General features: G+C 66.8%; 22 protein-coding genes and 4 tRNA genes. 20 read left to right on the plus strand and 6 right to left on the minus strand.

The window, feature by feature from the left end:
* The first annotated feature begins 22 nt into the window (after positions 1 to 22).
* The 6 genes from QFZ47_RS24485 to QFZ47_RS24510 all read left to right on the plus strand — a co-directional run bounded on the left by QFZ47_RS24485 (position 23) and on the right by QFZ47_RS24510 (position 5,311).
* A complete protein-coding gene (locus QFZ47_RS24485; protein ID WP_307658109.1) occupies positions 23 to 790 on the plus strand; it encodes an ABC transporter ATP-binding protein in 768 nt (255 codons plus the stop codon).
* Between the two features lie 139 nt (positions 791 to 929).
* On the plus strand, positions 930 to 1,658 hold the full coding sequence (locus tag QFZ47_RS24490; RefSeq protein WP_307658110.1) for an ABC transporter ATP-binding protein: 729 nt from the start codon (positions 930 to 932) through the stop codon (positions 1,656 to 1,658).
* Between the two features lie 145 nt (positions 1,659 to 1,803).
* A complete protein-coding gene (locus QFZ47_RS24495) occupies positions 1,804 to 2,787 on the plus strand; it encodes a branched-chain amino acid ABC transporter permease (protein WP_307658111.1) in 984 nt (327 codons plus the stop codon).
* 13 nt (positions 2,788 to 2,800) lie between these two features.
* Positions 2,801 to 3,868 (plus strand): branched-chain amino acid ABC transporter permease, encoded by a 1,068-nt coding sequence (locus QFZ47_RS24500; RefSeq protein WP_307658112.1) that lies wholly within the window; start codon positions 2,801 to 2,803, stop codon positions 3,866 to 3,868.
* On the plus strand, positions 3,865 to 4,800 hold the full coding sequence (locus QFZ47_RS24505; RefSeq protein ID WP_307658113.1) for an alpha/beta fold hydrolase: 936 nt from the start codon (positions 3,865 to 3,867) through the stop codon (positions 4,798 to 4,800). Before QFZ47_RS24500 ends, QFZ47_RS24505 begins: the two co-directional genes overlap by 4 nt.
* A 4-nt stretch (positions 4,801 to 4,804) precedes the next feature.
* Positions 4,805 to 5,311: a DUF1993 domain-containing protein gene (locus QFZ47_RS24510; RefSeq protein WP_307658114.1), complete on the plus strand. Its 507-nt coding sequence runs from the start codon at positions 4,805 to 4,807 to the stop codon at positions 5,309 to 5,311.
* Here QFZ47_RS24510 and hemH read toward each other — a convergent pair.
* The gene (gene hemH, locus QFZ47_RS24515) at positions 5,293 to 6,345 is read right to left on the minus strand and encodes a ferrochelatase (RefSeq protein WP_307658115.1); all 1,053 of its coding nucleotides are present in this window, start codon (positions 6,343 to 6,345) and stop codon (positions 5,293 to 5,295) included. The genes QFZ47_RS24510 and hemH overlap by 19 nt on opposite strands.
* Positions 6,346 to 6,360: 15 nt before the next feature.
* Between hemH and QFZ47_RS24520 the strand changes: the two genes are divergently transcribed.
* On the plus strand, positions 6,361 to 7,092 hold the full coding sequence (locus QFZ47_RS24520; protein ID WP_307658116.1) for an HAD family hydrolase: 732 nt from the start codon (positions 6,361 to 6,363) through the stop codon (positions 7,090 to 7,092).
* 1 nt (position 7,093) lies between these two features.
* Here the strand turns inward: QFZ47_RS24520 and QFZ47_RS24525 are convergent, their stop codons facing one another.
* From QFZ47_RS24525 to hpnC, 5 genes are all read right to left on the minus strand, one after another.
* Entirely contained in the window at positions 7,094 to 7,399 is a 306-nt protein-coding gene (locus QFZ47_RS24525) for an NIPSNAP family protein (protein WP_307659006.1), read from the minus strand.
* A gap of 28 nt (positions 7,400 to 7,427) precedes the next feature.
* Positions 7,428 to 7,730, minus strand: coding sequence for a hypothetical protein (locus QFZ47_RS24530; protein WP_307658117.1), 303 nt, complete (start codon positions 7,728 to 7,730; stop codon positions 7,428 to 7,430).
* On the minus strand, positions 7,727 to 8,986 hold the full coding sequence (hpnE, locus tag QFZ47_RS24535) for a hydroxysqualene dehydroxylase HpnE (protein WP_307658118.1): 1,260 nt from the start codon (positions 8,984 to 8,986) through the stop codon (positions 7,727 to 7,729). Before hpnE ends, QFZ47_RS24530 begins: the two co-directional genes overlap by 4 nt.
* Before the next feature lie 155 nt (positions 8,987 to 9,141).
* Entirely contained in the window at positions 9,142 to 9,981 is an 840-nt protein-coding gene (gene hpnD / locus QFZ47_RS24540) for a presqualene diphosphate synthase HpnD (RefSeq protein ID WP_307658119.1), read from the minus strand.
* The gene (hpnC, locus tag QFZ47_RS24545; protein ID WP_307658120.1) at positions 9,978 to 10,889 is read right to left on the minus strand and encodes a squalene synthase HpnC; all 912 of its coding nucleotides are present in this window, start codon (positions 10,887 to 10,889) and stop codon (positions 9,978 to 9,980) included. The genes hpnD and hpnC overlap by 4 nt, the downstream gene beginning before the upstream one ends.
* Positions 10,890 to 10,961: 72 nt before the next feature.
* Between hpnC and QFZ47_RS24550 the strand changes: the two genes are divergently transcribed.
* The 13 genes from QFZ47_RS24550 (at position 10,962) to QFZ47_RS24610 (ending at position 26,054) form a co-directional block, all read left to right on the plus strand.
* On the plus strand, positions 10,962 to 12,884 hold the full coding sequence (locus QFZ47_RS24550; protein ID WP_307658121.1) for a potassium transporter Kup: 1,923 nt from the start codon (positions 10,962 to 10,964) through the stop codon (positions 12,882 to 12,884).
* 96 nt (positions 12,885 to 12,980) lie between these two features.
* A complete protein-coding gene (locus QFZ47_RS24555; protein WP_307658122.1) occupies positions 12,981 to 14,174 on the plus strand; it encodes an efflux RND transporter periplasmic adaptor subunit in 1,194 nt (397 codons plus the stop codon).
* On the plus strand, positions 14,171 to 17,329 hold the full coding sequence (locus QFZ47_RS24560; RefSeq protein WP_307658123.1) for an efflux RND transporter permease subunit: 3,159 nt from the start codon (positions 14,171 to 14,173) through the stop codon (positions 17,327 to 17,329). Before QFZ47_RS24555 ends, QFZ47_RS24560 begins: the two co-directional genes overlap by 4 nt.
* Before the next feature lie 100 nt (positions 17,330 to 17,429).
* Positions 17,430 to 17,516: transfer RNA gene (locus QFZ47_RS24565), tRNA-Leu, on the plus strand.
* A 26-nt stretch (positions 17,517 to 17,542) separates the two neighbouring features.
* A complete protein-coding gene (gene tig, locus QFZ47_RS24570; RefSeq protein ID WP_307658124.1) occupies positions 17,543 to 18,859 on the plus strand; it encodes a trigger factor in 1,317 nt (438 codons plus the stop codon).
* A 172-nt stretch (positions 18,860 to 19,031) separates the two neighbouring features.
* Positions 19,032 to 19,640, plus strand: a complete 609-nt coding sequence (gene clpP / locus QFZ47_RS24575) for an ATP-dependent Clp endopeptidase proteolytic subunit ClpP (protein WP_307658125.1) — start codon at positions 19,032 to 19,034, stop codon at positions 19,638 to 19,640.
* 121 nt (positions 19,641 to 19,761) lie between these two features.
* Entirely contained in the window at positions 19,762 to 21,027 is a 1,266-nt protein-coding gene (gene clpX / locus QFZ47_RS24580; protein WP_215245198.1) for an ATP-dependent Clp protease ATP-binding subunit ClpX, read from the plus strand.
* Between the two features lie 119 nt (positions 21,028 to 21,146).
* Positions 21,147 to 23,588, plus strand: a complete 2,442-nt coding sequence (gene lon, locus QFZ47_RS24585; RefSeq protein WP_307658126.1) for an endopeptidase La — start codon at positions 21,147 to 21,149, stop codon at positions 23,586 to 23,588.
* 54 nt (positions 23,589 to 23,642) lie between these two features.
* Positions 23,643 to 23,718, plus strand: a tRNA-Gly gene (locus QFZ47_RS24590).
* A gap of 64 nt (positions 23,719 to 23,782) precedes the next feature.
* Positions 23,783 to 23,856 (plus strand) — tRNA-Cys (locus QFZ47_RS24595).
* A gap of 106 nt (positions 23,857 to 23,962) precedes the next feature.
* A tRNA-Leu gene (locus tag QFZ47_RS24600) sits at positions 23,963 to 24,054 on the plus strand.
* A 22-nt stretch (positions 24,055 to 24,076) separates the two neighbouring features.
* A complete protein-coding gene (locus QFZ47_RS24605) occupies positions 24,077 to 24,709 on the plus strand; it encodes a DUF6806 family protein (RefSeq protein ID WP_012747623.1) in 633 nt (210 codons plus the stop codon).
* 43 nt (positions 24,710 to 24,752) lie between these two features.
* Positions 24,753 to 26,054 carry an MFS transporter gene (locus QFZ47_RS24610; RefSeq protein WP_307659007.1) on the plus strand — a complete coding sequence of 434 codons (1,302 nt, stop codon included), beginning with the start codon at positions 24,753 to 24,755 and terminating at the stop codon, positions 26,052 to 26,054.
* Positions 26,055 to 26,056: the final 2 nt, after the last annotated feature.

Consider the following 26,056-nt stretch of genomic DNA (forward strand, 5'->3'; position numbering starts at 1 on the left):
TTTTCAATCGCAATGACCCACGATGCTTGAGACGCAAGACCTGACCATCCGCTTCGGCGGGCACGTGGCCGTCAATGGCGTGAGCTGCGCCTTCGCGCCCGGCACGCTGACGGCCATCGTCGGCCCCAACGGGGCGGGCAAGACCACGTACTTCAACCTGATCTCGGGCCAGCTCAAGGCGAGCGCGGGCACGGTGTCGCTCGACGGGCAGCTGCTCTCGGGCCTGTCGCCGTCGGCGCGCACGCACGCGGGGCTGGGGCGGGCCTTCCAGCTCACCAACCTGTTCCCGAACCTCACGGTGCTGGAGAACGTGCGCCTGGCGGTGCAGGCCACGCGCCAGGGTGCGCACCGGCGCGGGCTCAACCTGTGGAGCATCTGGAGCGACCACAAGGCGCTGACCGAGCGCGCCGACCAGATCCTGGCGGACGTGGCACTCAAATCACGTGAACACGCGACCGTGGCGAGCCTGCCGCACGGCGACCAGCGCAAGCTCGAGGTGGCGCTCTTGATGGCGCTCGAACCGAAGGTCTTCATGTTCGACGAGCCCACGGCCGGCATGAACGCGGCCGAGGCGCCGGTCATCCTCGACCTGATCCGCAAGCTCAAGCAGGACAAGAGCAAGACCATCCTGCTGGTCGAACACAAGATGGACGTGGTGCGCGAACTGGCGGACCGCATCATCGTGCTGCACAACGGCACGCTGGTGGCGGATGGAGAACCGGCTGAAGTGATTGCCTCGCCGGTGGTGCAGGAAGCTTATCTGGGCATTGCGAAGGAGGCGGCCGCATGAAGGCGTCGATGATGAATTTCTCCCTCCCCCGCTGGGGGAGGGCAAGGGTGGGGGCTCGCGGCCTTCGAACCGCGGCAGCTTTTCAGGCGGCGTCTGCCCCCATCCCAGCCTTCCCCCGGAAGGGGAAGGAGCAATACCCATGAGCACTCAGAATCTTTTGACCCTCGAAGGCGTGCACACGCACATCGGGGCATACCACATCCTGCACGGCGTCGACCTCGCGGTGCCGAAGGGCCAGCTCACCATGCTGCTGGGCCGCAACGGCGCGGGCAAGACGACCACGCTGCGGACCATCATGGGCCTGTGGCATGCATCGCAGGGCAGGGTGCGCTTCGGTGGCACCGACATCACCGCGATGCAGACACCACAGATCGCCAGTCGCGGCATCGCCTACGTGCCCGAGAACATGGGCATCTTCTCCGACCTCACGGTGAAGGAGAACATGCTGCTCGCCGCGCGCGGCGCCAAGAACGCGCAGCAGATCGACGACACGCGCCTGAAGTGGATCTTCAAGCTCTTCCCCGCGGTCGAGAAGTTCTGGAACCATCCGGCCGGCAAGCTCTCGGGTGGGCAGAAGCAGATGCTGGCCGTGTCGCGCGCCATCGTCGAGCCGCGCGAACTGCTGCTGATCGACGAGCCCAGCAAGGGCCTTGCGCCCGTGATGATCAACAACATGATCGACGCCTTCGCCGAGCTCAAGGCGAGCGGCGTGACCATCCTGCTGGTGGAGCAGAACATCAACTTCGCCCAGCGCCTGGGCGACAACGTGGCGGTGATGGACAACGGCCGCGTGGTGCACAGCGGCTCGATGGCGGCGTTCTCGGCGGACGCGCAATTGCAGCAATCGCTGCTTGGACTGGCTCTATGAAGTATTCGACGTATTTCTCCCTCCCCCTCTGGGGGAGGGTTGGGGTGGGGGCTCGCGGCCCTCGATACAGCGCGGCCTTGCAAGTGCCGTCAGCCCCCATCCCAGCCTTCCCCCGGAGGGGGAAGGAGCAAGAAGGAGCGCCCTCATGACCAAGATCGACTTCGACTGGAAGCCGCTGCTGCTCGCTCCCGCCATCGCGCTGGTCGCGCTGCCGCTCACGGGCTCGTTCTCGACCTGGCTCACGCTCACGGTCGCGGGGCTGGCGATGGGCATGATCATCTTCATCATCGCCTCGGGCCTCACGCTGGTGTTCGGGCTGATGGACGTGCTCAACTTCGGCCACGGCGTGTTCATCGCGCTCGGCGCCTTCGTGGCCAGCAGCGTGCTCGGCCTGATGGGCGACTGGACCGGTTCGGGCGAACTGTGGCGCAACCTCGTGGCCGTGTTCCCCGCGATGCTGGTCGCGATGGCGGTGGCCGGCGCGGTCGGCCTCGCGTTCGAGCGCTTCATCGTGCGGCCGGTCTACGGCCAGCACCTGAAGCAGATCCTGATCACCATGGGCGGCATGATCATCGGCGAGGAACTCATCAAGGTGATCTGGGGGCCGGCGCAGATTCCGCTGCCGCTGCCCGAGGCGCTGCGCGGCTCGCTGTTCGTGGCCGACGCGGCCATCAGCAAGTACCGGCTGCTCGCGGTGGCGGTGGGCGTGGTGGTGTTTGGCCTGCTCGCATGGACGCTCGCGCGCACCAAGATCGGCCTCTTGATCCGCGCCGGCGTGCAGGACCGCGAGATGGTGGAGTCGCTCGGCTACCGCATCGGCCGGCTGTTCATCGGCGTGTTCGTGGTGGGCAGCGCGCTGGCCGGCCTGGGCGGCGTGATGTGGGGGCTGTTCCAGCAGAACCTGGTGCCGCAGATGGGCGCGCAGGTCAACGTGCTGATCTTCATCGTGATCATCATCGGCGGGCTCGGCTCGACGGGCGGCGCGCTGATCGGCGCGCTGCTGGTGGGGCTCATGACCAACTACATCGGCTTCCTGCTGCCCACGCTCACGCAGTTCGCGAGCATCCTGCTGATGGTGGCGGTGCTGCTGTGGCGGCCGCAGGGCGTGTACCCGGTCGCGAACCGTTGAGGAAGAAGACGACATGTTCCTGAAACGACTTCTCTCCAACGACATGCCCCGAAGCCGCCTGCTGGCGCTGCTGCTGGTGGCGCTGTTCATCGCGCTGGCCTTCGCGCCGTTCCTCTTCCCGGGCGTGAAGGCGCTCAGCGTCGCGGCCAAGATCCTGGTGTTCGTGGTGCTGGTCGCGAGCTTCGACCTGCTCTTGGGCTACACCGGCATCGTGAGCTTTGCGCACACCATGTTCTTCGGCATCGGTGCCTATGGCATCGCAATCTCGGCGTCGCGCCTCGGGCCCAGCTGGGGCGCGGTGCTGCTCGGGCTCGCGGCGTCGCTCGCGGTCTCGCTGGTGCTCTCGTTCGCCATCGGCCTCTTCTCGCTGCGGGTGCGCGCAATCTTCTTCGCGATGATCACGCTGGCGGTGGCCTCGGCCTTCCAGACGCTGGCCTCGCAGCTGTCGGATTTCACGGGCGGCGAAGACGGGCTCACCTTCAAGCTGCCCGAGCTGATCTCGCCGAGCTTCGAGTTTGCCGAAGAGCCCTTCCTCGGCGTCTCGCTCGACGGCCGGCTGCTGTGCTACTACCTGCTCTTCGTGGCGGCGGTGGTGCTGGTGCTCGCGCTGCTGCGCATCGTGAATTCGCCTTTCGGCCGCGTGCTGCAGGCGATCCGCGAGAACGAGTTCCGCGCCGAGGCCATCGGCTACCGCGTGGTGGTGTACCGCACCACGGCGGCCGTACTGTCGGCGCTCTTTGCCACGCTGGCCGGCGCCATGCTCGCGATTTGGCTGCGCTACAACGGGCCCGACACCTCGCTGAGCTTCGAGATCATGATCGACGTGCTGCTGATCGTGGTGATCGGTGGCATGGGCACCATCTACGGCGCGGCCATTGGCGCGGTGCTGTTCGTGGTGGCGCAGAGCTACCTGCAGGACCTGCTGCGCGTGGGCAGCGAGGCCGCGAGCGGGCTGCCGTGGCTCTCGGCGCTGCTGTCGCCCGATCGGTGGCTGCTGTGGCTGGGCGTGCTGTTCGTGCTCTCGGTGTATTACTTTCCGACCGGCATCGTCGGCAAGCTCAGGGCGAGGGCTGCGCGATGAGCAAAGATCTACCCGTTCCGGCCTCTCGCTACGCCCAGCTGGCGGGCCGCGAAATCCATTGGCTCGACTGGGGCGCACCCGATGCGCCGGTGATCATTGCCTGGCACGGCCTCGCGCGCACCTGCCGCGACATGGACGAGCTGGCACAGCACTTTGCCGCGCGCGGCTTCCGCGTGGTCTGCCCCGACACCATCGGCCGCGGCCTGAGCCAGTGGAGCCCGCTGCCCGACGAGGAATACCAGCTTTCGTTCTACGCGCGCATGGCCGCCGCGCTGTGCGACGAGCTGCGCCTGGACCGCGTGCACTGGGTCGGCACGTCGATGGGCGGTGCCATCGGCACGGTCTGCGCCTCGGGCCTGTTCGAGCCGCGCATGAAGGCGCGCATCGCGAGCCTCACGCTCAACGACAACGCGCCGCAGCTCGCGCAGGCGGCCATCGAGCGCATCCGCGCCTATGCCGGCGAGCCGCCCGCATTCGACACGGTGGGCGAGCTCGAGCTTTTCTTCCGCACCGTCTACAAGCCCTATGGCTGGCTCAGCGATGCGCAGTGGCGCCGCCTGACCGAAAGCTCCACGCGCCGCCTGCCCGACGGCCGCGTGACGCCGCACTACGACCCGGCGATGGTCCGGCAGTTCAGCGCGCACGACAACGACTACCTGATCTGGCCGCACTACGACGTGATCGAGGCGCCGGTGCTGTGCCTGCGCGGCGCCGAGTCAGACCTGGTACTGCCCGAGGTGACGCAGCAGATGCAGCAGCGGGGGCCAGGCGCCGCCGGGTTGCTGAAGGTGGTCGAAATCCAGGGGTGCGGCCACGCGCCCGCGCTCAACGTGCCCGAACAACTGCAGTTGATCGAAGGGTTTATCCGGGCCGCCGGTCGCCAGGCGCGAGTCGGCGAGACAATCGCCGCCGATTCCAACCACAAGGATTAACGCCATGGCGCTTTCGATGTACGACCTGTCCGTGCCGGTCTTCTCCCGCGGGCTCGGCCAGCTCACCCACCTGCTCGAGAAGAGCCTGGCGCACGCCAGGGCCAACGACATCGATCCGGCAACGCTGGTGGACGCGAGGCTCGCACCGGACATGCTCACGTTGGCCGGCCAGATCCAGCGCGCGAGCGACGCCTCGAAGCTTGGCGTGGCGCGCATCGCGGACATCACGGCGCCGGGTTTTCCCGACGAGGAAAAGACGTACGACGAGCTGCTGGCCCGCATCGCGAAGACGCAGGATTTCCTCGCGACCGTGGACCGCACGCTGATCGACGGCCACGAGGAACGCGCCGTGACCATCAAGGTGCGCGAAGGCGAAGCCCACCTCACCGCACAGCGCTACCTGCTCCAGTTCGCGCTGCCCAACTTCTTCTTCCACCTGACCACGGCCTACGGCGTGCTGCGCCACCAGGGCATGCCGATCGGCAAGATGGACTATCTGGGCAAGTTCTGAGCGACGGCCGGTGACAGGGTGGGCCAACCCGCGAGGTTGCGTTCGGCAATGCCCGCGAGCGCGGTGATCCACGCCGGGCTGTCGTTGAGGCAGGGGATGTAGCTGAAGGCCTCGCCGCCCGCATGCATGAAGGCTTCGCGGCCTTCGATGGCAATTTCTTCGAGTGTCTCCAGGCAATCGGCCGGAAAGCCCGGGCACACCACGTCGATGCGCTTCATCCCGCTCGCGCCGAGCTCGCGCAGGGTCGGCTCGGTGTAGGGCTCGAGCCACTTGGCGCGGCCGAAACGCGACTGGAAGGTCACGCGGTGCTGTGCGGCCGAAAGGCCCAGCCGCGCCGCGAGCAGGCGCGCGGTTTCGAGGCACTGGGCCTGGTACGGATCACCGAGCGCGATGTTGCGCACGGGAATGCCGTGGAAGCTCATCAGCAGCAGTTCGCCGCGGCCTTCGGTTTTCCAGTGGCGCTCGATGCTTCGCGCAAGCGCTTCGATGTAGGCCGGATCGTCGTGGTACTGGTTGACGAAGCGGAATTCCGGTATGCGGCGCTGGCCGCGGCTCCAGCTGTTCACCGCGTCGATCACGCTGGCCGTGGTGGTGGCCGAATACTGCGGGTAGGCCTGCAGCACCAGCACGCGCGTGGCGCCTGCGGCCTGCAGCGCATCCAGGCGCGAAGCGATCGACGGGCTGGCGTAGCGCATGGCGTCCTGCACCGCCACGCGGTGGCCGCGTTCGCCGAGCCAGCCGGCCAGCAGCGTGGCCTGCTTGCGGGTCCATACCTTCAGCGGCGAACCCTCGGCCATCCAGATGCTCGCGTACTTGGCGGCCGACCTGGCGGGCCGCACGCGCAGGATGATGCCGTGCAGGATGAGGGCCCAGAGCAGCCTGGGAATCTCGACCACGCGCGGATCGCCGAGAAACTCCGCAAGATATGACCGCACGGCGGCTGCGGTGGGCGCGTCCGGCGAGCCCAGGTTGCACCAGAGGATGGCGGTGCGTTCGGCGGCGATGGAACCGTGGTTCCCGTTGTCTTGAGGCATGCGATATTCTCGGGCATGACCTCCGCTTCCACGGCCCCGGCAGGCGCCGCGCCCCTCGACATCCAGCGCATCTCGGCGATCTCGCTCGACCTGGACGACACCCTCTGGCCGATCTGGCCGACCATCGAGCGCGCCGAGACCGTGCTGCAGGAATGGCTGTTGCGGGAAGCACCCAAGACCGCCTCGCTGCTGCTGACGCCGGGCGTGTTGCGCGAACTGCGCGAAGCCACCGCCAAGGAGCGCTCCGACCTGGCGCACGACCTGAGCGCGCTGCGCCGCGAGTCGATCCGCGCAGCGCTCAGGCACGCGGGCGAAGACCCGGCGCTGGCCGATCCGGCCTTCGACGCCTTCTTTGCCGAGCGCCAGCGCGTGACGCTCTACGAAGACGCGCTGCCGGCCCTCAAGTGGCTCAGCGAACGCTATCCGCTGGTGGCGGTTTCGAACGGCAATGCGGACATCCACCTGACCGGCGTCGGCCGCTGGTTTCGCACCGCGTTCAATGCGCGCGCCTTCGGCAGCGGCAAGCCGCATGCGCCGATCTTCCGTGCCGCGGCCGCGTCGGTCGGCCTGCTGCCCAAGGACGTGCTGCACGTGGGCGACGACGCGGAGCTCGACGTGGTCGGCGCGCTCAATGCCGGCATGCAGGCCGCCTGGCTGGTGCGCGACGAGCGCCCCTGGGTGCATGGCGCGCGGCCGCAGCTGATCGTGCCGAACCTGCACGCGCTGTGCGTGGCGCTCGGCGCCTGAGCTACGAGAAAACCGGCCGGAAGAAGCTGCGCTCGTAGCTCAGGATGCACCGGGTGTCCTCGGCATACCTGAAGGCGGCCTGGCATTCGGCATCCTGCATCGAATCCGAGCGGTACTGCTCGTACGCAGCCAGGCTCGGAAAGCTGAACATCGCCAGCGCCACGTTGTTCGCGCCCTCCGATGGCAGGAAATAGCCATGGTGCTGGCCACCGAACTTCTCGACCAGCGGAATCCACAGCTTGCCGTAGTGCTCGAATTCCTTGAGCTTGTAGGGATCGACGATGTAGCGCAGGTAGCAGGTGACCATGGTTCTTTCCGTCATGAACAGGGAGGCGTCAGTCCAGGCCGAACCGCGCGCGCAGCGCCGCGCAGAAATCTTCCGTGCCGCTGAGCGAGAAGGTCACCGTGTCGAGCTCCGGCGCCTCGCGGGTCTGCTGCAGGTCGAAGTCCCAGGCCGCCCCGTCGTCGAGCGCGCCGCGCGCGTCGGGAAAGGTGGCATCGGCCCAGGCCAGCACCTGGGCGATCTCGGCCAGCACTTCGTGTGTTCTTGCAGGCACGGTCGAGGCCATGGCATCGAAGGTGCCGTGGCCCTCGGTGTCTTCGCTGTAGTCGAAATCCAGGTAGCGCAGTTCGGTCATGGCGTTGTCGATGCGTTGGCGGCGGCCAGTCCGCTCAGGACTGCGCCTTCGAGTGTGGCAGGGTAGGGGCCTTCGGTGTAGTCGCCGCAGGCCTGCAGGCCCGGTGCGATGCGCATCGCCGGCCGTGCGAGCGCGGGTGTGCAGGCGAAGGTGGCGCGCTTCTCGACCACGGTCTGCACGGCTTGCAGCGCGGTCTGGCCGAGTTGGGCCGCGGCCTGTGCCATGGCCTGTTGTTCCAGCATTTCGCGCGGCGTTTCGTTCGCGCTCACCACCATGGCAAGCACGCCTTCCGGTCCGCCGAGCTGGCCGCGATCGAACACGAACTGCGCCGGCGCGGTGGCGGGATGGCTGCGCAGCGCCAGCATCGGTTCTGCAAGCGGCGAGGCGCCGCGCAGATAGACCGTGGCAATGGCCTCGAAGCGCAGGGCCTCGGTGGTTGCGCACCAGCGATCCGCTGCCAGGCCGGATGCGCGAACGAGCCGTGCCGCGTCCCAGGGCGCGCATGCCAGAACGACCTGGTCGAAGTGCTCGCCGTCGACCCGCCACGCCGCGCCCTCGGGCCAGATGGCGTGCACGCGCGTGCCGATGCGCAGCGTTGCGTCGTGCTGCGCGAGCCACGCCAGGGCCGCATCGGGAAAGAGTGCGCCCAGGTCGACGCGCGGCAGCAGCAGGTCCGCGCCGCCGCTGCCGCTGAAGAGCGCATCGTGCAGCACGCGCAGGAACACTTCGCCGCTCGACTGGCCGATCGGCGTGTTGAGCGCGGAAACGCACAGTGGCTCGATCAGCTCCTCCATCACACGCGGCGTGAGGCCCGTGCAAAGCGCGGCCACGGTGCTGCCGGCGGCGCAGCGGAATCCGGCGAGGCGCCATTGCACGGCGGTGCGCAGCAGTGTGGACTTGTCCCGCCACGTCCAGCCGCGCGCCGTGAAGATGCCCGCCAGCAGGTCGAGCGGCGCGGGCAGCCGCGGCAGCTTCAGGCCGCCGCCATCGGCAAAGCGCAGCGAGAGCGGCAGCCGCAGCAGCGCCTGGCCGACATCGATGCCCATCTCACGCATCAGCTTCAGCGTTGCGGCGTAGGCGCCGATCAGGATGTGCTGCCCGTTGTCCAGCACCAGCCCATGCATGTTGTCTACGCGTCGCGCGCGGCCGCCCGCCATGTGGGCGGTTTCGTAGAGCGTCACGGCATGGCCGAGCCGCGTGGCTTCGACCGCGCAGGCGAGCCCGGCCCAGCCGGCGCCGATGACGGCGGCCTTCATTTGTCAGTGTCCTGGTGCCAAGCTGCCGAGCCCGGTGGACGTCTGCGCGGCCGTATTGCCAGGAACACCGCGGAACGGGCTTCGCCCGGCCGCAGGTGTTGCCCCCGGTAGGGGGAGGGAGAAGCGACACGAAGCGCACGGAGCCTGGGGGCGAGTCATATTCGTCCCAGCGCCTGGACTTTCCACGCCAGCCAGAACTTGCGCACCGGCGTCAGGCTCACGCGCTGGTTCAGCACCTGGAAGCCGTCGCGCTCGATCTCGCGCAGCAGCGTGCGGTAGATGCTGGCCATCATGAGGCCGGGCTTCTGTGCGCGGCGGTCGGGGGCGGGCAGCAGGGCGAGGGCTTCGTCGTATGCCGCATGCGCGCGCTCGGCCTGGAACTTCATGAGCGCGACGAAGCGCTCCGAATGCACGCGGTTGAGGATCTCGTGCGCCTTGACGTCGAACTTCTGCAGCTCGTTCACGGGCAGGTAGATGCGGCCGCGCAGCGCGTCTTCGCCCACGTCGCGAATGATGTTGGTGAGCTGCAGCGCCAGCCCGAGCTTGTGCGCATAGGCGGTGGTCTGCGGATCGGTCTGGCCGAAGATGCGCGCCGCGACTTCGCCCACCACGCCGGCCACCAGGTGGCAGTAGCGCGCGAGGTTGGGAAAGTCGAGGTAGCGGGTCTGGTCGAGGTCCATCTGGCAGCCGTCGATCACCTCGTTGAGCAGGCCGGGCTCGATGCCGTAGGCGGCGGCATGCGGCACCAGCGCCTGCATCACGGGATGGCGCGGCGGACCGGAGAAAGACTGCGCCACCTCGGTGCGCCACCAGGCCAGCTTGGTTGCAGCCACGCCGGGGTCGCTGACCTCGTCGACCACGTCGTCGATCTCGCGGCAGAAGGCATAGAACGCGGTGATCGCGGCGCGCCGCGGCTTGGGAAGGAACAGAAACGCGTAATAGAAACTGCTGCCCGAGGCGGCGGCCTTGTCCTGTACGTATTGCTCGGGTGTCATCGGAGGGGCGCTTTCATGGGCGGCAATTGTCTCCGCATCCGCAGCGCCCGCCAGACCAGCAGCGGGGCGTCGGCCTTGCCGATCTTCGGGCGCTGCGAAAAGGTGTCGAAGCCCAGGTCTTCGATCTTGTCGAGAATGCGCAGGCCGCCCTGCACGACGAAGCGCAGCTCCCAGCCCGCGCGGCCGGGCAACCGGTGGACCAGCGGCGCGCCCTCGGCCATCAGTTCGCGAGCCCATGCGCTTTCGACGGCGATCAGGTTGATGGCCTCCTGCGGAGGCGGCGCGTCGGCCAGCGGCATGAAGACCTTGAAGCTCTCGCGCGCCAGGCCGCGCCGCGCGCAGTCGGCCAGCGGCGCATAGAAGCGCCCGCGCGGCAGGTCCACGCTCGGGTCCTGCCAGAAATTGATGAGTTGCAGCGCGCTGCAGATGGCGTCGCTTTGCGCCAGCGCCTGCGCATCGTGCACGCCGTAGAGGTGCAGCAGCAGGCGGCCGACCGGGTTGGCGGAGCGGCGGCAGTAGTCGAGCAGTTCGGCGCGGTCGGCATAGGTGCCGCCGTCGCGGGTCTTCTCGATGTCCTGCACGAAGGCGCTCAGCAGGTCGGCGAGCAGCTCTTCCGGGAGCTTGAACTGCGCGATGCTGTGGGCGAGCGGGCCGAACACCTGCGGCCAGCGCGAAGAGGCTGCCACCTGTCCGCGCGCAGCGGCTGCCAGCTCTTCGCGGTAGCGGTGCAGATCGGCCAGGCGCTCGCCGGGCGAGGCATCGCCTTCGTCCGCGATGTCGTCCGCGGTGCGGGCGAAATGGTAGATCGCGGCAATCGGCGGCCGCAGATGCGGCGGGCACAGCCAGGAGGCCACGGGGAAATTTTCGTAGTGCGCCGGCGGCGCGGCAATGTGGGGTGGTGCAGACACGCGGCGATTGTCCGCGACGCGCGGCGCGGACTATGCTCGCGGCATCGCCAACGCCTCACTTCCTTTTCATTCATGAATGCACCCACGCAGGCTCCCGCCGCCCCGAGTCCAGCGCCAGGCGAGGCGCCTCATGCGGCGGGGCCGGGCCTGACGATCGCGGCGCTGGGGGTGGTGTTCGGCGACATCGGCACGTCGCCGCTCTATGCCTTCAAGGAAACGCTGAATCCCGAGCACGGCGTGGCGTTCACGCCCGATGCGGTGCTGGGCCTGCTCTCGCTGATCTTCTGGGGGCTGATGTTCGTGGTCACGCTCAAGTACGTGGTGTTCGTGCTGCGCGCCGACCACGACGGCGAGGGCGGCATTCTTGCGCTGCAGGCGCTCGCGCGCAGCGCGGCGGCGGGCCCGCGGACGCGGCCCTGGGTGTGGAACGCCATCGGAGCGCTCGGCCTGGTCGGTGCGGCCATGTTCTATGGCGACAGCCTGATCACGCCGGCCATTTCGGTGCTGTCGGCGGTCGAGGGGCTGCAGGTGCAGGCGCCGGTGCTGCAGCGGGTGGTGATTCCGATCACCATCCTCATCCTTCTGGGGCTTTTCGCGGTGCAGCGCAAGGGAACCGGCGCGGTGGGCAAGGTGTTCGGGCCGGTCATGCTGCTTTGGTTCCTGGTGCTGGCCCTCGCAGGCGGGTGGCAGGTGCTGCAGCATCCGCAGGTGCTGGCGGCGCTCGATCCGCGCCGGGCCATCGGCTTCCTGGTCGAGCACCGGCTGCAGTCGCTGGCGGTGCTGGGCGCGGTGTTCCTCGCCTTCACGGGGGGCGAGGCGCTGTACGCCGACATGGGGCACTTCGGTGCGCGATCGATCCGGCTTGCCTGGCTCTTCATCGCGCTGCCCGGGCTGGTGCTGAACTACTTCGGGCAGGGCGCGCTGGTGCTGGCGGAGCCTGCGGCCGTCGACAACCCCTTCTTCCGGCTCTTTCCTTCGTGGGGCGTCGTGCCGATGGTGGTGCTGGCCGCGATGGCGACCGTCATCGCGTCCCAGGCCGTGATCTCGGGCGCCTTCTCGCTCACGGCCCACGCCATGCGCATGGGCTACCTGCCGCGCATGCGCGTGGTGCAGACCTCGGGCTCGGCCATCGGCCAGATCTACGTGCCCGCAGTCAACTGGCTGCTGATGACGGGCGTGCTGCTGCTGGTGCTGGGCTTTCGCAGTTCGAGTGCGCTGTCGGCGGCCTACGGCATTGCGGTGTCGATCACGATGGTGACCACCACGCTGCTGGCGGGCGTGGTGGCCTGGGGGCTCTGGCACTGGAACAGGGTGGCGGTGGCCATCGGGGTGGCGGCATTCGCCGTGGTGGACCTGACCTTCGTGGTGGCCAACAGCCTCAAGGTCGCTGACGGGGGCTGGCTCACGCTGGCGGTGGCGGCGGTCGTGATGCTGTTGTTCACCACCTGGGCCAAGGGCCGCCGGCTGGGCCTGGAGGCCCTCGCGGCCGAAAGCCTGCCGCTCAAGGGCTTTTTCGAATCGCTGGCGCTCAACATGCCGCACCGCGTGCGCGGCACGGCCGTGTTCCTCAATGCCGACGCCACCGCCGTGCCCCATGCCCTGCTGCACAACCTCAAGCACAACCAGGTGCTGCACGAGCAGGTGATCGTGCTGCGGGTGCTGGCCTGCGACACGCCCCGCGTGGACGCGCGGCAGCGCATCGAGGCCGAACAGCTGATGGACGGCGTCTGGGTGGTCACGGCGCGCCACGGCTTCATGGAGCGGCCCGACGTGCCCGAGTTCATCCGCATCCTGGCCTACCAGAAGACGCTGGCCATCGACTCGATGACCACCTCCTACTTCGTCTCGCGGGCCTCGGTGGGGGAGGAGAACCTGCCCGGCATGAACCCCGTGCGCCGCGCGCTCTTCGGCTGGCTGCAGCGCAATGCGGGCCGCGCCTCCGACTATTTCGAGCTGCCGGACAACCGGCTGGTCGAAATGGGGCAGCGGACCTGACAACCCTCCAACGGCGATTGACAGTGCCTGAGGTTTACCCTAGATTACTAACCAGTGGGTCAGTAATGACCTGGTTCGACCTTTCTAGGGTGTCTCATGACTGCCTCCTCCGGCCTTTCTCCTCTTGCCCGCAGTGCCGCCTGGCTGCTGCTTCCTGCCTTGTTCCTGGCCGGCTGCTCGCAGTCGAAGCCGGCCGAGGAACCTGTGCGCGCGGTCAAGCTGGTGACCGTGGGCACCAGCGATTTCGACGCCCAGCCCGAGTTCTCGGCCGAGGTCCGGGCGCGCGTCGAATCGCGGCTGGGCTTCCGCGTGGGGGGCAAGATCACCAAACGCCAGGCCGAACTCGGCCAGCACGTGCAGGCCGGCCAGGTGCTGGCCCAGCTCGATCCGCAGGACTACCGGCTGGCCGCTGAAGCGGCACGCGCGCAACTGGCCGCGGCGCAGACCAACCGCGATCTCGCGGCGGCCGATCTCAAGCGCTATACCGAATTGCGTGCGCAGAACTTCATCAGCGGCGCCGAACTGGAGCGCCGCGAATCCACCTGGAAGGCCGCGCAGGCGCAGCTCGAGCAGGCCCAGGCCCAGCTTTCGTCGCAGGGCAACCAGGCCAGCTACACCACGCTGGTGGCCGACGTGGCCGGCATCATCACCGCCATCGAGGCCGAGCCGGGGCAGGTGGTGCAGGCGGGCACGCCCGTCGTGCGCATTGCGCAGGATGGCGCGCGCGACGTGGTGTTTGCCGTGCCCGAAGACCGCGCCGCGCTCATCAAGCCCGGCTCGCCGGTCATGGTGCGCGGCTGGTCGGGCGGCAGCGAACTGCAGGGCGAAGTGCGCGAAGTGGCGGCCAGCGCCGACGCGGTCACGCGCACCTACGCGGTCAAGGTGGCGATCGATGCCGCCACCTCGCCGGCGCTCGGCGCCACCGTGTATGCCCGCCCGCAGGCGCTGGCACGCACCGGCGGCGCGGTCATGAAGCTGCCGACCAGCGCGCTGCGCCAGGAAGGCAAGGGCTCGGCGGTGTGGGTGCTCGACAAATCGACCATGACGGTGCGCTCGCAGCCCGTGCAGGTGGCCACGGCCGACGGCAACGAGGCCGTGATCGGCGCCGGGCTCGCACCCGGCATGATGGTCGTGGCCGCGGGCGTGCATGTGCTCTCGCCGGGGCAGAAGGTCACCATCTACCAGTCGAAGGAGGCGGCAGCGGCCGCCGCCAACGCGAAGGAATCGGCGCAGCCGGTCGAGGCCGTGGCGGCCACCAAGAAGGAGATCGCTGCAGGTGCTTCCAAATGACGGAAGGCGCAGCAGCAACCACCACCAAGCCCGCCGGCTTCAATCTTTCCAAATGGGCGCTGGACCACGCGCCGCTCACGCGCTACCTGATGGTGGTGCTGATGGTGCTGGGCGCCTTCGCGTACTTCCAGCTCGGCCAGGACGAAGACCCGCCGTTCACCTTCCGTGCCATGGTGGTTCGCACCTACTGGCCCGGCGCCACCGCGCAGCAGGTGGCCGAGCAGGTCACCGACAAGCTCGAGCGCACGCTGCAGGAGGCGCCATACGCCGACAAGATCCGCAGCTATTCGAAGCCGGGCGAGTCGCAGATCATTTTCCAGATCAAGGACTCGTCCAAGGCCGCCGACGTGGCCAACGTCTGGTACACCGTGCGCAAGAAGGTCGGCGACATGCGCAACACGCTGCCGCCCGGCGTGCAGGGCCCATTCTTCAATGACGATTTCGGCGACGTCTATGGCGTGATCTACGCGCTGGAGAGCGAAGGCTTCAGCCAAGCCGAGCTCAAGACCCTGGCCGACGAGGTGCGCCAGCAGCTGCTCCGCGTGAAGGACGTGGCCAAGGTCGACCAGTTCGGGCTGCAGGACCAGAAGGTCTATATCGAGATCTCGCAGAAGCGCGTCGCGCAGCTGGGCCTGGACTTCAACGCGGTGCTGGCCCAGCTCGGCTCGCAGAACGCGATCGAAAGCGCGGGCACCATCCAGTCGCCGCTCGACGTGGTGCAGGTGCGCGTGGCCGGGCAGTTCACCAGCGTCGAGCAGCTGCGCGAGATGCCGATCCGCGGCAGCTCGGGCAACCAGCTCAAGCTCGGCGACATTGCCGAGATCCGCCGCGGCTACGTCGATCCGCCGGCCGTGAAGGTGCATCACCAGGGCAAAGAGGTCGTTGCGCTCGGCGTTTCCATGGCCAAGGGCGGCGACATCATCGCGCTGGGCAAGGCGCTGCGCGCCACCACCGCGCAGATCGACCAGCGCCTGCCGGCCGGCGTGAAGCTGGCGCAGGTGCAGGACCAGCCGGTGTCGGTGGCCAGCTCGGTGAACGAATTCGTCGGCGTGCTGATCGAGGCGGTGGCCATCGTGCTGGCCGTGAGCATCATCTCGCTGGGCCTGCACAAGGGCGGGCGTTTCGGCTGGTACATCGACATGCGCCCGGGGCTGGTGGTGGCCATCACCATTCCGCTGGTGCTGGCCGTGACCTTCCTGGCGATGAATTACTTCGGCATCGGGCTGCACAAGATATCGCTGGGCTCGCTGATCATCGCGCTCGGCCTTCTGGTGGACGACGCGATCATCGCGGTCGAGATGATGGTGCGCAAGATGGAGGAGGGCTACGACAAGGTGCGCGCCGCCACCTTCGCCTACGACGTCACGGCCAAGCCCATGCTGACCGGCACGCTCATCACCGCGGCGGGCTTCCTGCCGATCGGCATTGCCAAGTCGGTGACCGGCGAATACACCTTCGCGATCTTCGCGGTGACGGTGATCGCGCTGGTGCTGTCGTGGATCGTTTCGGTGTACTTCGTGCCCTACCTGGGCACGCTGCTGCTCAAGGTGAAGCCGCATGATCCCGATGCGCCGCCGCACGAGCTGTTCGACACGCCGTTCTACAACACCTTCCGGCGCGCGGTGAACTGGTGCGTGCAGCACCGCTGGCTGACCATCGGCGCCACGGTGCTGATCTTTGCGCTCGGCATCGTCGGCATGGGAAAGGTGCAGCAGCAGTTCTTTCCGGATTCGAGCCGGCCGGAAATCATGGTGGACATCTGGTTCCCCGAGGGCACCTCGTTCGCGGCCAACGAAGAGGTCGCCAGGCGCGTCGAGCAGCGCATCATGAAGGAAGAGGGCGTGAAGACGGTCAGCGCCTGGATCGGCTCCGGCGTGCCGCGCTTCTATCTTCCGCTGGACCAGGTGTTTCCGCAGACCAACGTGTCGCAGCTCATCGTGCTGGCCAAGGACCTGAAGATTCGGGAAAGCCTGCGCATCAAGCTGCCGGGCCTGCTGGCGCAGGAGTTCCCGGAGGTGCGCGGCCGCGTGAAGCTGCTGCCCAATGGACCGCCCGTGCCGTATCCGGTGCAGTTCCGCGTGATCGGCACCGAGCCCGCGCAGCTGCGCACGCATGCCGACGAGGTCAAGGCCGTGCTGCGCGAGAACGCCAACATGCGCGGCGTGAACGACAACTGGAACGAATCGGTCAAGGTGATCCGCCTCGAGGTCGACCAGGCCAAGGCACGCGCTCTCGGCGTCACCAGTCAGGCCATCGCCCAGGCCTCCAAGACGATGTTCTCCGGCACCACGGTGGGCCAGTACCGCGAGAACGACCTGCTGATCGACATCGTGCTGCGCCAGTCGGCGGACGAGCGCGAGGCCATCTCGGACATCGGCAATGCCTACCTGCCCACGACCTCGGGCCGTTCGATTCCGCTGACGCAGATTGCCCGGCCCGTGTTCAGCTGGGAACCCGGCGTGATGTGGCGCGAGAACCGCGACTACGCCATCACGGTGCAGGGCGATGTGGTCGAAGGCCTGCAAGGTGCCACCGTGACCGCGGAACTGCTGCCCAGGCTGCGCCAGCTCGAGGCCGGCTGGCATGCGGCTGGCGAGGGCGGTTACCGCATCGAGGTGGCGGGCGCGGTCGAGGAAAGCAGCAAGGGCTCGGCCTCCATCGTGGCGGGCGTGCCGATCATGCTGTTCCTGGTGTTCACGCTGCTGATGCTGCAGCTGCACAGCTTCAGCCGCTCGCTGCTGGTGTTCATCACCGGCCCGATGGGCATTGCCGGCGTGGCGGGCGCCTTGCTGCTGCTGAACCGGCCATTCGGCTTCGTCGCGCTCCTGGGCGTGATCGCGCTGATGGGCATGATCCAGCGCAACGCGGTGATCCTGATCGACCAGATCGAAAGCGACCGTGCCGCCGGCGTGCCGGCCTGGGACGCGATCGTGGAATCGGCCGTGCGGCGCCTGCGGCCCATCGTGCTGACCGCCGCGGCGGCCGTGCTGGCGATGATTCCGCTCTCCCGCAGCGTGTTCTGGGGGCCGATGGCCGTGGCCATCATGGGCGGGCTGATCGTGGCCACCGTATTGACCCTGTTGGCGCTGCCGGCCATGTATGCCGCCGCCTTCCGCGTCAGGCAGGAGCCAAAAGAGGGTCTGATTAGCGTTTAAAATACGCGGTTGACCGATTTCAGGCGGACGGTCTTTGGGCTTTCGGTTCTCCGTGGCACCAGGGCCGTCCGCCTTTGCATTCACCTGAAAAATTTGGCAAGCGCGGGTGGCGAAATTGGTAGACGCACCAGGTTTAGGTCCTGACGTTCGCAAGAACGTGCCGGTTCGAGTCCGGCCCCGCGCACCAGCCACACCCCTCACAAGGAAGACACCATGACCGTGACCGTTGAAACTCTCGAGAAGCTCGAACGCAAGATCACGCTGACCCTGCCGGTCGGCACCATCCAGTCCGAAGTCGATTCGCGCCTCAAGAAGCTCGCGCGCACCGTCAAGATGGATGGCTTCCGTCCCGGCAAGGTGCCGATGAACGTCGTGGCCCAGCGTTATGGCTACTCGGTGCACTACGAGGTCATGAACGACAAGGTCGGCGAAGCGTTCTCGCAGGCCGCCAACGAGGCCAAGCTGCGCGTGGCCGGCCAGCCCCGCATCACCGAGAAGGAAGAGTCGCCCGAAGGCCAGCTCGCCTTCGACGCCGTCTTCGAAGTGTTCCCCGAAGTCAAGATCAACGACCTGTCGGGCGCCGAAGTCGAGAAGCTCTCGGCCGAAGTGGGCGACGACGCCATCGACAAGACGCTCGACATCCTGCGCAAGCAGCGCCGCACCTTCGCCCAGCGCGCGCAAGACGCCGTCGCGCAGGACGACGACCGCGTGACGGTCGATTTCGAAGGCAAGATCGATGGCGAGCCCTTCCCGGGCGGCAAGGCCGAAGACTTCCAGTTCATCGTCGGCGAAGGCCAGATGCTGAAGGAATTCGAAGACGCCGTGCGCGGCATGAAGGCCGGCGACAGCCGCACCTTCCCGCTCTCGTTCCCGGCCGACTACCACGGCAAGGACGTGGCCGGCAAGCAGGCCGACTTCATGGTTACCGTGAAGAAGATCGAGGCCTCGCACCTGCCCGAAGTCAACGAACAGCTCGCCAAGTCGCTCGGCATTGCCGAAGCCACGGTCGAGGGCCTGCGCGCCGACATCAAGAAGAACCTCGAGCGCGAAGTCAAGTTCCGCCTGCTGGCGCGCAACAAGAACGCCGTGATGGACACCCTGGTGGCCAACGCCGAGCTCGACCTGCCCAACGCGAGCGTGCAGTCCGAAGTCAACCGCATGGTCGAAGGCGCCCGCGCCGAACTCAAGCAGCGCGGCATCAAGGACGCCGACAAGGCACCCATTCCCGACGAAGTGTTCCGTCCCCAAGCCGAGCGCCGCGTGCGCCTGGGCCTGGTGGTGGCCGAGCTGGTGCGCGCCAACAACCTGCAGGCCAAGCCCGAGCAGATCAAGGCCCACATCGACGAGCTGGCCGCCAGCTACGAAAAGCCGGCCGACGTCGTGCGCTGGTATTTCAGCGACAACAACCGCCTGGCCGAAGTCGAAGCCGTGGTCATCGAGAACAACGTGACCGAATTCGTGCTCGGCAAGGCCAAGGTCAACGAAAAGTCGGTGACGTTCGACGAGCTGATGGCGCAGCAGCAGGGCTGAGCGCCGGGCCGGCCGCCCCAAGCAAGCTCGCACCGCAGTGCGAAGCACGGAGGTAGTCCGGCCTGCCGCCCGCGACGCCAATGGGGCTTGTGCTTTGCGGCACGAGCCCCATTTCACTCAGGCGTACAGTTAAATTCGAACAGCGAACGAACCCTTTCCGGAGAGCAAATCAATGAGCGCACAGGAAATCACAGGCCTCGGCATGATCCCGATGGTCATCGAGCAGTCGGGCCGCGGCGAGCGGTCCTACGACATCTATTCGCGTCTCCTCAAGGAACGCATCATTTTCCTGGTGGGCGAGGTGAACGACCAGACCGCCAACCTCGTGGTGGCGCAGCTGCTGTTCCTCGAGAGCGAGAACCCGGACAAGGACATTTCGTTCTACATCAACTCCCCGGGCGGCAGCGTGAGCGCCGGCATGGCCATCTACGACACCATGCAGTTCATCAAGCCCGACGTTTCCACCATGTGCATCGGCTTTGCGGCCAGCATGGGCGCCTTCCTGCTGGCGGCCGGCGAAAAGGGCAAGCGCTACTCGCTGCCCAATTCGAAGATCATGATCCACCAGGTGCTCGGCGGCGCGCGCGGCCAGGCCACGGACATCGAGATCCATGCCCGCGACATCCTGCGCACCAAGGACCAGATGAACCGCATCCTGGCCGAACGCACGGGCCAGCCGCTCGAAAAAGTCAAGTCGGACACCGAGCGCGACTATTTCCTCACGGCCGACGAGGCCAAGGAATACGGCCTGGTGGACCAGGTCATTGCGAAGCGCAGCTGATCGGTTGAGCCCGTGCCGCGGCGCCGGCGGCGCCAAAAAGGCAATTACCGGCGTTTTCCACACGGGGAACGCCGTTTTTGTTTAGTTATCATTGTCCCCACCCCGTTACGAGGCACCGTCCATGGCCGAAAAAAAAGGCTCTTCCAGCGAAAAAACGCTTTATTGCTCGTTCTGCGGCAAGAGCCAGCATGAGGTCAAGAAGCTGATCGCGGGCCCTTCGGTCTTCATCTGCGACGAGTGCATCGATCTTTGCAACGAAATCATCCGCGACGAGCTCCCGGCCGGGGAAGAGGCGCGCGAGGCGCGCAGCGACCTGCCCACGCCGCTGGAAATCAAGACCAACCTCGACAACTACGTGATCGGCCAGGAGCCGGCCAAGCGCATGCTGTCGGTAGCGGTCTACAACCACTACAAGCGCCTGCGCCACAAGGAAAAGGCCAAGGGCGACGACGTCGAGCTCAGCAAGAGCAACATCCTCTTGATCGGGCCCACGGGCTCGGGCAAGACGCTGCTCGCGCAAACGCTCGCACGCATGCTCGACGTGCCCTTCGTGATGGCCGACGCCACCACGCTGACCGAAGCCGGCTACGTGGGCGAAGACGTCGAGAACATCATCCAGAAGCTGCTGCAGAGCTGCAACTACGAGGTCGAGCGGGCCCAGCGCGGCATCGTCTACATCGACGAGATCGACAAGATCTCGCGCAAGTCGGACAACCCGTCGATCACGCGCGACGTGTCGGGCGAGGGCGTGCAGCAGGCACTGCTCAAGCTCATCGAAGGCACCATGGCCAGCGTGCCGCCCCAGGGCGGGCGCAAGCATCCGAACCAGGATTTTCTGCAGATCGACACGACCAACATCCTGTTCATCTGCGGTGGCGCCTTTGCCGGGCTCGAGAAGGTCATCGAGAACCGCACCGAGGCCTCGGGCATCGGCTTCGGTGCCAAGGTGAAGAGCAAGGCGCAGCGCAGCATCACCGAGGTGTTCCGCGAAGTCGAACCCGAAGACCTGATCAAGTTCGGCCTGATCCCCGAACTCGTGGGCCGCATGCCCGTGGTGGCGTCGCTGGCCGAGCTCAGCGAAGACGCGCTGGTGCAGATCCTGACCGAGCCCAAGAACGCGGTGGTCAAGCAGTTCACCAAGCTGCTGCAGATGGAAGGCGTCGACCTCGAGATCCGGCCCGCTGCCCTCAAGGCCATTGCACGCAAGGCGCTCGCCCGCAAGACGGGCGCGCGTGGCCTCCGCTCGATCCTCGAGCAGTCGCTGATCGACACCATGTTCGAGCTCCCGAATGCCACCAACGTCGACAAGGTTGTGGTCGAGGAATCCACAATTGATGAAAACAAGCCGCCGCTGCTCGTGTACCGCGAAGCGGCCAAGAAGGCCTGAGTGAACGCGGCGCCGGCTCTTTTCACCGAGGCGTCCGGCGCCTTCGACAAAGACCGGGTGCACGGGCTTGAAATGCCCCAACACCCATCCATCTTTGCCTGATCAATCAAAGGATATTCATGTCCGGTCATACCCCCCTGCCTGCCGACGCGATCGACCTGCCGCTGCTGCCGCTGCGCGACGTGGTCGTGTTTCCCCATATGGTGATCCCGCTGTTCGTGGGGCGCCCCAAGAGCATCAAGGCGCTCGAACTGGCCATGGAAGCCGAGCGCCGCATCATGCTGGTGGCCCAGAAAGCCGCCGCCAAGGACGAGCCCTCGGTCGAGGACATGTTCGAGGTGGGTTGCGTCTCGACGATCCTGCAGATGCTCAAGCTGCCTGACGGTACCGTGAAGGTGCTGGTCGAGGGCCAGCAGCGCGCCCGCGTGAACCGCATCGACGACGGCGAGACCCACTTTTCGGCCAACGTGACGCCGGTCGAGGCGGCCGCGAGCGGCGAGAAGGGCACCGAGGTCGAGGCGCTGCGCCGTGCCGTGATGCAGCAGTTCGACCAGTACGTCAAGCTCAACAAGAAGATCCCGCCCGAGATCCTCACGTCGATCTCGAGCATCGACGATCCGGGCCGCCTGGCCGACACCATCGCGGCGCACCTGCCGCTCAAGCTCGACAACAAGCAGGCCGTGCTCGACCTGGACGACGTCAAGTCGCGGCTCGAGAACCTCTTCGGCCAGCTCGAGCGCGAGGTCGACATCCTCAACGTCGACAAGAAGATCCGCGGCCGCGTGAAGCGCCAGATGGAAAAGAACCAGCGCGACTTCTACCTCAACGAGCAGGTCAAGGCGATCCAGAAGGAGCTCGGCGAAGGCGAAGAGGGCGCGGACATCGAGGAGATCGAGAAGAAGATCAAGCTCGCCAAGATGCCCAAGGAAGCGCTCAAGAAGGCCGAGGGCGAGCTCAAGAAGCTCAAGCTGATGTCGCCCATGTCGGCCGAAGCCACCGTGGTGCGCAACTACATCGACGTGCTGGTGGGCCTGCCCTGGAGCAAGAAGACCAAGATCAAGCACGACCTGGCCCATGCAGAGGCCGTGCTCAACGCCGACCACTACGGCCTGGAGAAGGTCAAGGACCGCATCCTCGAATATCTCGCGGTGCAGCAGCGGGTCGACAAGGTCAAGGCGCCCATCCTGTGCCTCGTGGGCCCGCCCGGCGTGGGCAAGACCTCGCTCGGGCAGTCGATCGCCAAGGCGACCGGCCGCAAGTACACCCGCATGGCGCTCGGCGGCATGCGCGACGAGGCCGAGATCCGCGGCCACCGCCGCACCTACATCGGCGCGCTGCCGGGCAAGGTGCTGCAGGGGCTCAACAAGATCGGCACGCGCAATCCGCTGTTCCTGCTCGACGAGATCGACAAGCTGGGGACCGACTTCCGCGGCGATCCTTCGAGCGCGCTGCTCGAAGTGCTCGACCCCGAGCAGAACCACACCTTCGGCGACCACTACGTGGAGGTCGACTTCGACCTCTCCGACGTGATGTTCGTCGCCACCTCGAACTCGATGAACATCCCGCCGGCACTGCTCGACCGGATGGAAGTCATCCGCCTCTCGGGCTACACCGAGGACGAGAAGACGCACATCGCGCTCAAGTACCTGCTGCCCAAGCAGCTGAAGAACAACGGCGTCAAGGAAGACGAGCTGCTCGTCACCGAGGAGGCCGTGCGCGACATCGTGCGCTACTACACGCGTGAAGCCGGCGTGCGTTCGCTCGAGCGCGAGCTCTCCAAGATCTGCCGCAAGGTGGTCAAGGGTTTGCTGCTCAAGCAGATGACGCCCAAGGTCGTGGTCGACGGTGCCAACCTCAACGACTTCCTCGGCGTTCGCAAGTACAGCTTCGGCCTGGCCGAGAAGCAGAACCAGGTCGGCCAGGTGGTCGGCCTGGCCTGGACCGAGGTGGGCGGCGACCTGCTCACCATCGAGGCGGTCACCATGCCCGGCAAGGGCGTGATCAGCCGCACCGGATCGCTGGGCGACGTGATGAAGGAATCGGTCGAGGCCGCACGCACCGTGGTGCGCAGCCGTTCGCGCCGCCTGGGCATCAAGGACGAGGTGTTCGAGAAGCGCGACATCCACATCCACGTGCCCGATGGCGCAACGCCCAAGGACGGCCCGAGCGCGGGCGCGGCCATGACCACGGCCTTCGTGTCGGCGCTCACGGGCATTCCGGTGCGTGCCGACGTCGCCATGACCGGCGAGATCACGCTGCGCGGCGAGGTCACGGCCATCGGCGGCCTGAAGGAAAAGCTGCTGGCGGCACTGCGCGGCGGCATCAAGACCGTGCTGATTCCCGAAGAGAACGCGAAAGACCTGCAGGACATTCCCGAGAACGTGAAGAACGGCCTCGAGATCGTGCCCGTGAAGTGGATCGACAAGGTTCTGGAGATCGCGCTCGAGAAGATGCCCGAGCCGCTGTCGGACGAGGAGGTTGCGGCCTCCGCCGCCGCCGTGGCCGAACTGGCCAAGCAGCGCGCGGGCGCCCCGGCTTCAGAAGGTTCCGTCAAACATTGATCGGCAAGACTTGCCGGGCCCCGAAAAAGTGTTCTATAATTCGAGGCTCGAAACGCGGGAATAGCTCAGTTGGTAGAGCGCAACCTTGCCAAGGTTGAGGTCGAGAGTTCGAGACTCTTTTCCCGCTCCAGTTTTGAAAAAGGGAAGCAGTGCTTCCCTTTTTTTCGCGAGTTCGATTTCGTTTTCAGCAGCGTGGCGCGATAGCAAAGCGGTTATGCAACGGATTGCAAATCCGTCCAGCCCGGTTCGACTCCGGGTCGCGCCTCCACCTCTCTGATCAAGTTCGATCCATCCTTCATTGAAAAAACGAGCCCCGCCAACCTGCGTTGCCGGGGCTCGGTTTCGTTTGGGTTATCGTCGATGTTCAACCCGAGGCCCGGATGGTGAAATTGGTAGACACATCGGACTTAAAATCCGCCGCTTCCTTAATCGGGGCATACGGGTTCGACCCCCGTTCCGGGCACCACACTTAGACAAGGGAGCACTTCATGCCTCGTTACAACGCTCCATTTGAAATCCATGTGCACGGCGACGTGCCTTTGCGCTCCGACGTCGGCTTCGACCAGATCCAGGAGGCGCTCAAGCCGCTGTGGGCCTATGCCGGCGCCAAGTCGCTGGCCGACGGCGCGACAAGCACCTACGAAGAAGAACCCGGCATCCGTTTCGAGCAGAAGGACCACATGCTCCAGATCTGCTGGACGGTGCCGGGCGACGAAGACTTTCGCCAGGCGCTCGACGAGATGTGCATGGCCCTGAACGAGCTGTCCGAGCGCGGTGCCGCCATCGAGGTCACCTTCTACGACACCGACTTCGACGAGGAAGAGGGCGACCCCGACGAAGAGTCGCGCGACGATTTCCTGATGCTGTTCGTCGGCCCCAACCCGGCCGCGATCATGCAGGTGCAGCGCGACCTGCTGGTGGAAGATGTCGTCAACCTGATGGAGCGCCACTTCGACGGCGCCGAACTCGGCGGCGTGGTGTCCGAGATCGACCGTCTGTTCAGCGACCGCTTCGATGCGCTCGTGAATTCGCTCGAGATCGGCAAGCGCCCGCGCGGCACCGGCGGCAGTGGCAGCGGCGGCGGGCATGGCGGCGGCCGCCGCCCGCGCCATCTGCACTGACGCGGCCAGGCTTGCGCCCGGCGGCCGGTCGATCCATCGCCGAATGGCGCTGTTCCCGTCTTCTGCCCTGAACGCCGGCGTGCGCAAGCGCGAGGTGTTCGGCTGGGCCATGTACGACTTTGCCAATTCGGGCTACACCACGGTCGTCATCACGGCCGTGTTTGCCGCCTATTTCGTGGGCGGCATCGCCAAGGGGGCGCCATGGGCCGCCTTCGCCTGGACCGCGGCGCTCAGCGCGTCCTATGCCGTTGTCATGCTCTCGATGCCTGCGATCGGCGCCTGGGCCGACCGGCGCGCCGCCAAGAAGCGCGTGCTGATCGCGGCGACGGTGGGCTGCGTGGTTGCCACGGCCGCGCTCGCCTTCACGCCGAGATTTGCCGGGTCCACGGGCGTTGCGGTCGCGATGGCGCTGATCATCGTCTCGAACACCTTCTATTCCTACGGCGAGTCGCTGACCAGCGCCTTCCTGCCCGAACTCGCGACCGCCGAGGGCATGGGCAAGGTCAGCGGATGGGGCTGGAGTTTCGGCTACGTCGGCGGCATGCTAGCGCTCGGGCTGTGCCTGGCGTACGTGCTGTCGGCGCAGGCGAAGGGGCTGCCGGCGTCGCACTTCGTGCCTGTCACCATGCTGATCACGGCGGCCATCTACGGCGCAGCCGCCTGCGCCACCTTTGCTCTGCTGCCCGAGCGCGCGCAGCCCCGAACGGCCAGCAGCGCAGTGGGCGCGTGGCAGCAATTGCGCGCCACCTTCCGGCAGGCCCGCGCCCATCGCGATTTCATGCAACTGCTGGTCTGCACCGTCTGCTACCAGGGCGGCGTGGCGGTGGCTATCACGCTCGCGGCCATCTATGCCGAACAGGTCATCGGCTTCGTGGCGAGCGAGACCATGGTACTGATCTTCGTGCTCAACGTTGCGGCCGCGATCGGCGCCTTCGGCTTCGGCTATGTGCAGGACCGCATCGGCCACAAGATCTCGCTGGCCGTCACGCTGGTGGCGTGGATCGCGGTCTGCGTGATTGCCGCGATGGCGAGCACCAAGGGCACCTTCTGGTGGGCCGCCGCCATTGCAGGGCTCGCCATGGGCTCGAGCCAGTCGGCCGGCCGTGCGATGACGGGCTACCTGGCACCACCGCGGCAGCTTGCGGAATTCTTCGGGCTCTGGACCTTTGCCACGCGGCTCGCGAGCATCATCGGTCCGCTGATGTTCGGCGCCATCACGTGGGCCGCGGGCGGCAACCAGCGCATCGCCATTCTCTCGACCGCGGCGCTGTTCATCGCGGGGCTGCTGCTGTTGCTGCCCATCGACATGGCGCGCGGCAGGGCAGCCGCGCAGCGCAGCCCATGAGG

The sequence above is a fragment of the Variovorax paradoxus genome (genome assembly GCF_030815975.1).
GTDB classification, from domain to species: Bacteria; Pseudomonadota; Gammaproteobacteria; order Burkholderiales; family Burkholderiaceae_C; genus Variovorax; species Variovorax paradoxus_N.

Coding starts and splice junctions, on each gene's coding strand:
- QFZ47_RS24485 (WP_307658109.1), top strand. CDS start 23: ATGCTTGAGACGCAAGACCTGACCATCCGCTTCGGCGGGCACGTGGCC.
- QFZ47_RS24490 (WP_307658110.1), top strand. CDS start 930: ATGAGCACTCAGAATCTTTTGACCCTCGAAGGCGTGCACACGCACATC.
- QFZ47_RS24495 (WP_307658111.1), top strand. CDS start 1,804: ATGACCAAGATCGACTTCGACTGGAAGCCGCTGCTGCTCGCTCCCGCC.
- QFZ47_RS24500 (WP_307658112.1), top strand. CDS start 2,801: ATGTTCCTGAAACGACTTCTCTCCAACGACATGCCCCGAAGCCGCCTG.
- QFZ47_RS24505 (WP_307658113.1), top strand. CDS start 3,865: ATGAGCAAAGATCTACCCGTTCCGGCCTCTCGCTACGCCCAGCTGGCG.
- QFZ47_RS24510 (WP_307658114.1), top strand. CDS start 4,805: ATGGCGCTTTCGATGTACGACCTGTCCGTGCCGGTCTTCTCCCGCGGG.
- hemH (WP_307658115.1), bottom strand. CDS start 6,345: ATGCCTCAAGACAACGGGAACCACGGTTCCATCGCCGCCGAACGCACC.
- QFZ47_RS24520 (WP_307658116.1), top strand. CDS start 6,361: ATGACCTCCGCTTCCACGGCCCCGGCAGGCGCCGCGCCCCTCGACATC.
- QFZ47_RS24525 (WP_307659006.1), bottom strand. CDS start 7,399: ATGGTCACCTGCTACCTGCGCTACATCGTCGATCCCTACAAGCTCAAG.
- QFZ47_RS24530 (WP_307658117.1), bottom strand. CDS start 7,730: ATGACCGAACTGCGCTACCTGGATTTCGACTACAGCGAAGACACCGAG.
- hpnE (WP_307658118.1), bottom strand. CDS start 8,986: ATGAAGGCCGCCGTCATCGGCGCCGGCTGGGCCGGGCTCGCCTGCGCG.
- hpnD (WP_307658119.1), bottom strand. CDS start 9,981: ATGACACCCGAGCAATACGTACAGGACAAGGCCGCCGCCTCGGGCAGC.
- QFZ47_RS24550 (WP_307658121.1), top strand. CDS start 10,962: ATGAATGCACCCACGCAGGCTCCCGCCGCCCCGAGTCCAGCGCCAGGC.
- QFZ47_RS24555 (WP_307658122.1), top strand. CDS start 12,981: ATGACTGCCTCCTCCGGCCTTTCTCCTCTTGCCCGCAGTGCCGCCTGG.
- QFZ47_RS24560 (WP_307658123.1), top strand. CDS start 14,171: ATGACGGAAGGCGCAGCAGCAACCACCACCAAGCCCGCCGGCTTCAAT.
- tig (WP_307658124.1), top strand. CDS start 17,543: ATGACCGTGACCGTTGAAACTCTCGAGAAGCTCGAACGCAAGATCACG.
- clpP (WP_307658125.1), top strand. CDS start 19,032: ATGAGCGCACAGGAAATCACAGGCCTCGGCATGATCCCGATGGTCATC.
- clpX (WP_215245198.1), top strand. CDS start 19,762: ATGGCCGAAAAAAAAGGCTCTTCCAGCGAAAAAACGCTTTATTGCTCG.
- lon (WP_307658126.1), top strand. CDS start 21,147: ATGTCCGGTCATACCCCCCTGCCTGCCGACGCGATCGACCTGCCGCTG.
- QFZ47_RS24605 (WP_012747623.1), top strand. CDS start 24,077: ATGCCTCGTTACAACGCTCCATTTGAAATCCATGTGCACGGCGACGTG.
- QFZ47_RS24610 (WP_307659007.1), top strand. CDS start 24,753: ATGGCGCTGTTCCCGTCTTCTGCCCTGAACGCCGGCGTGCGCAAGCGC.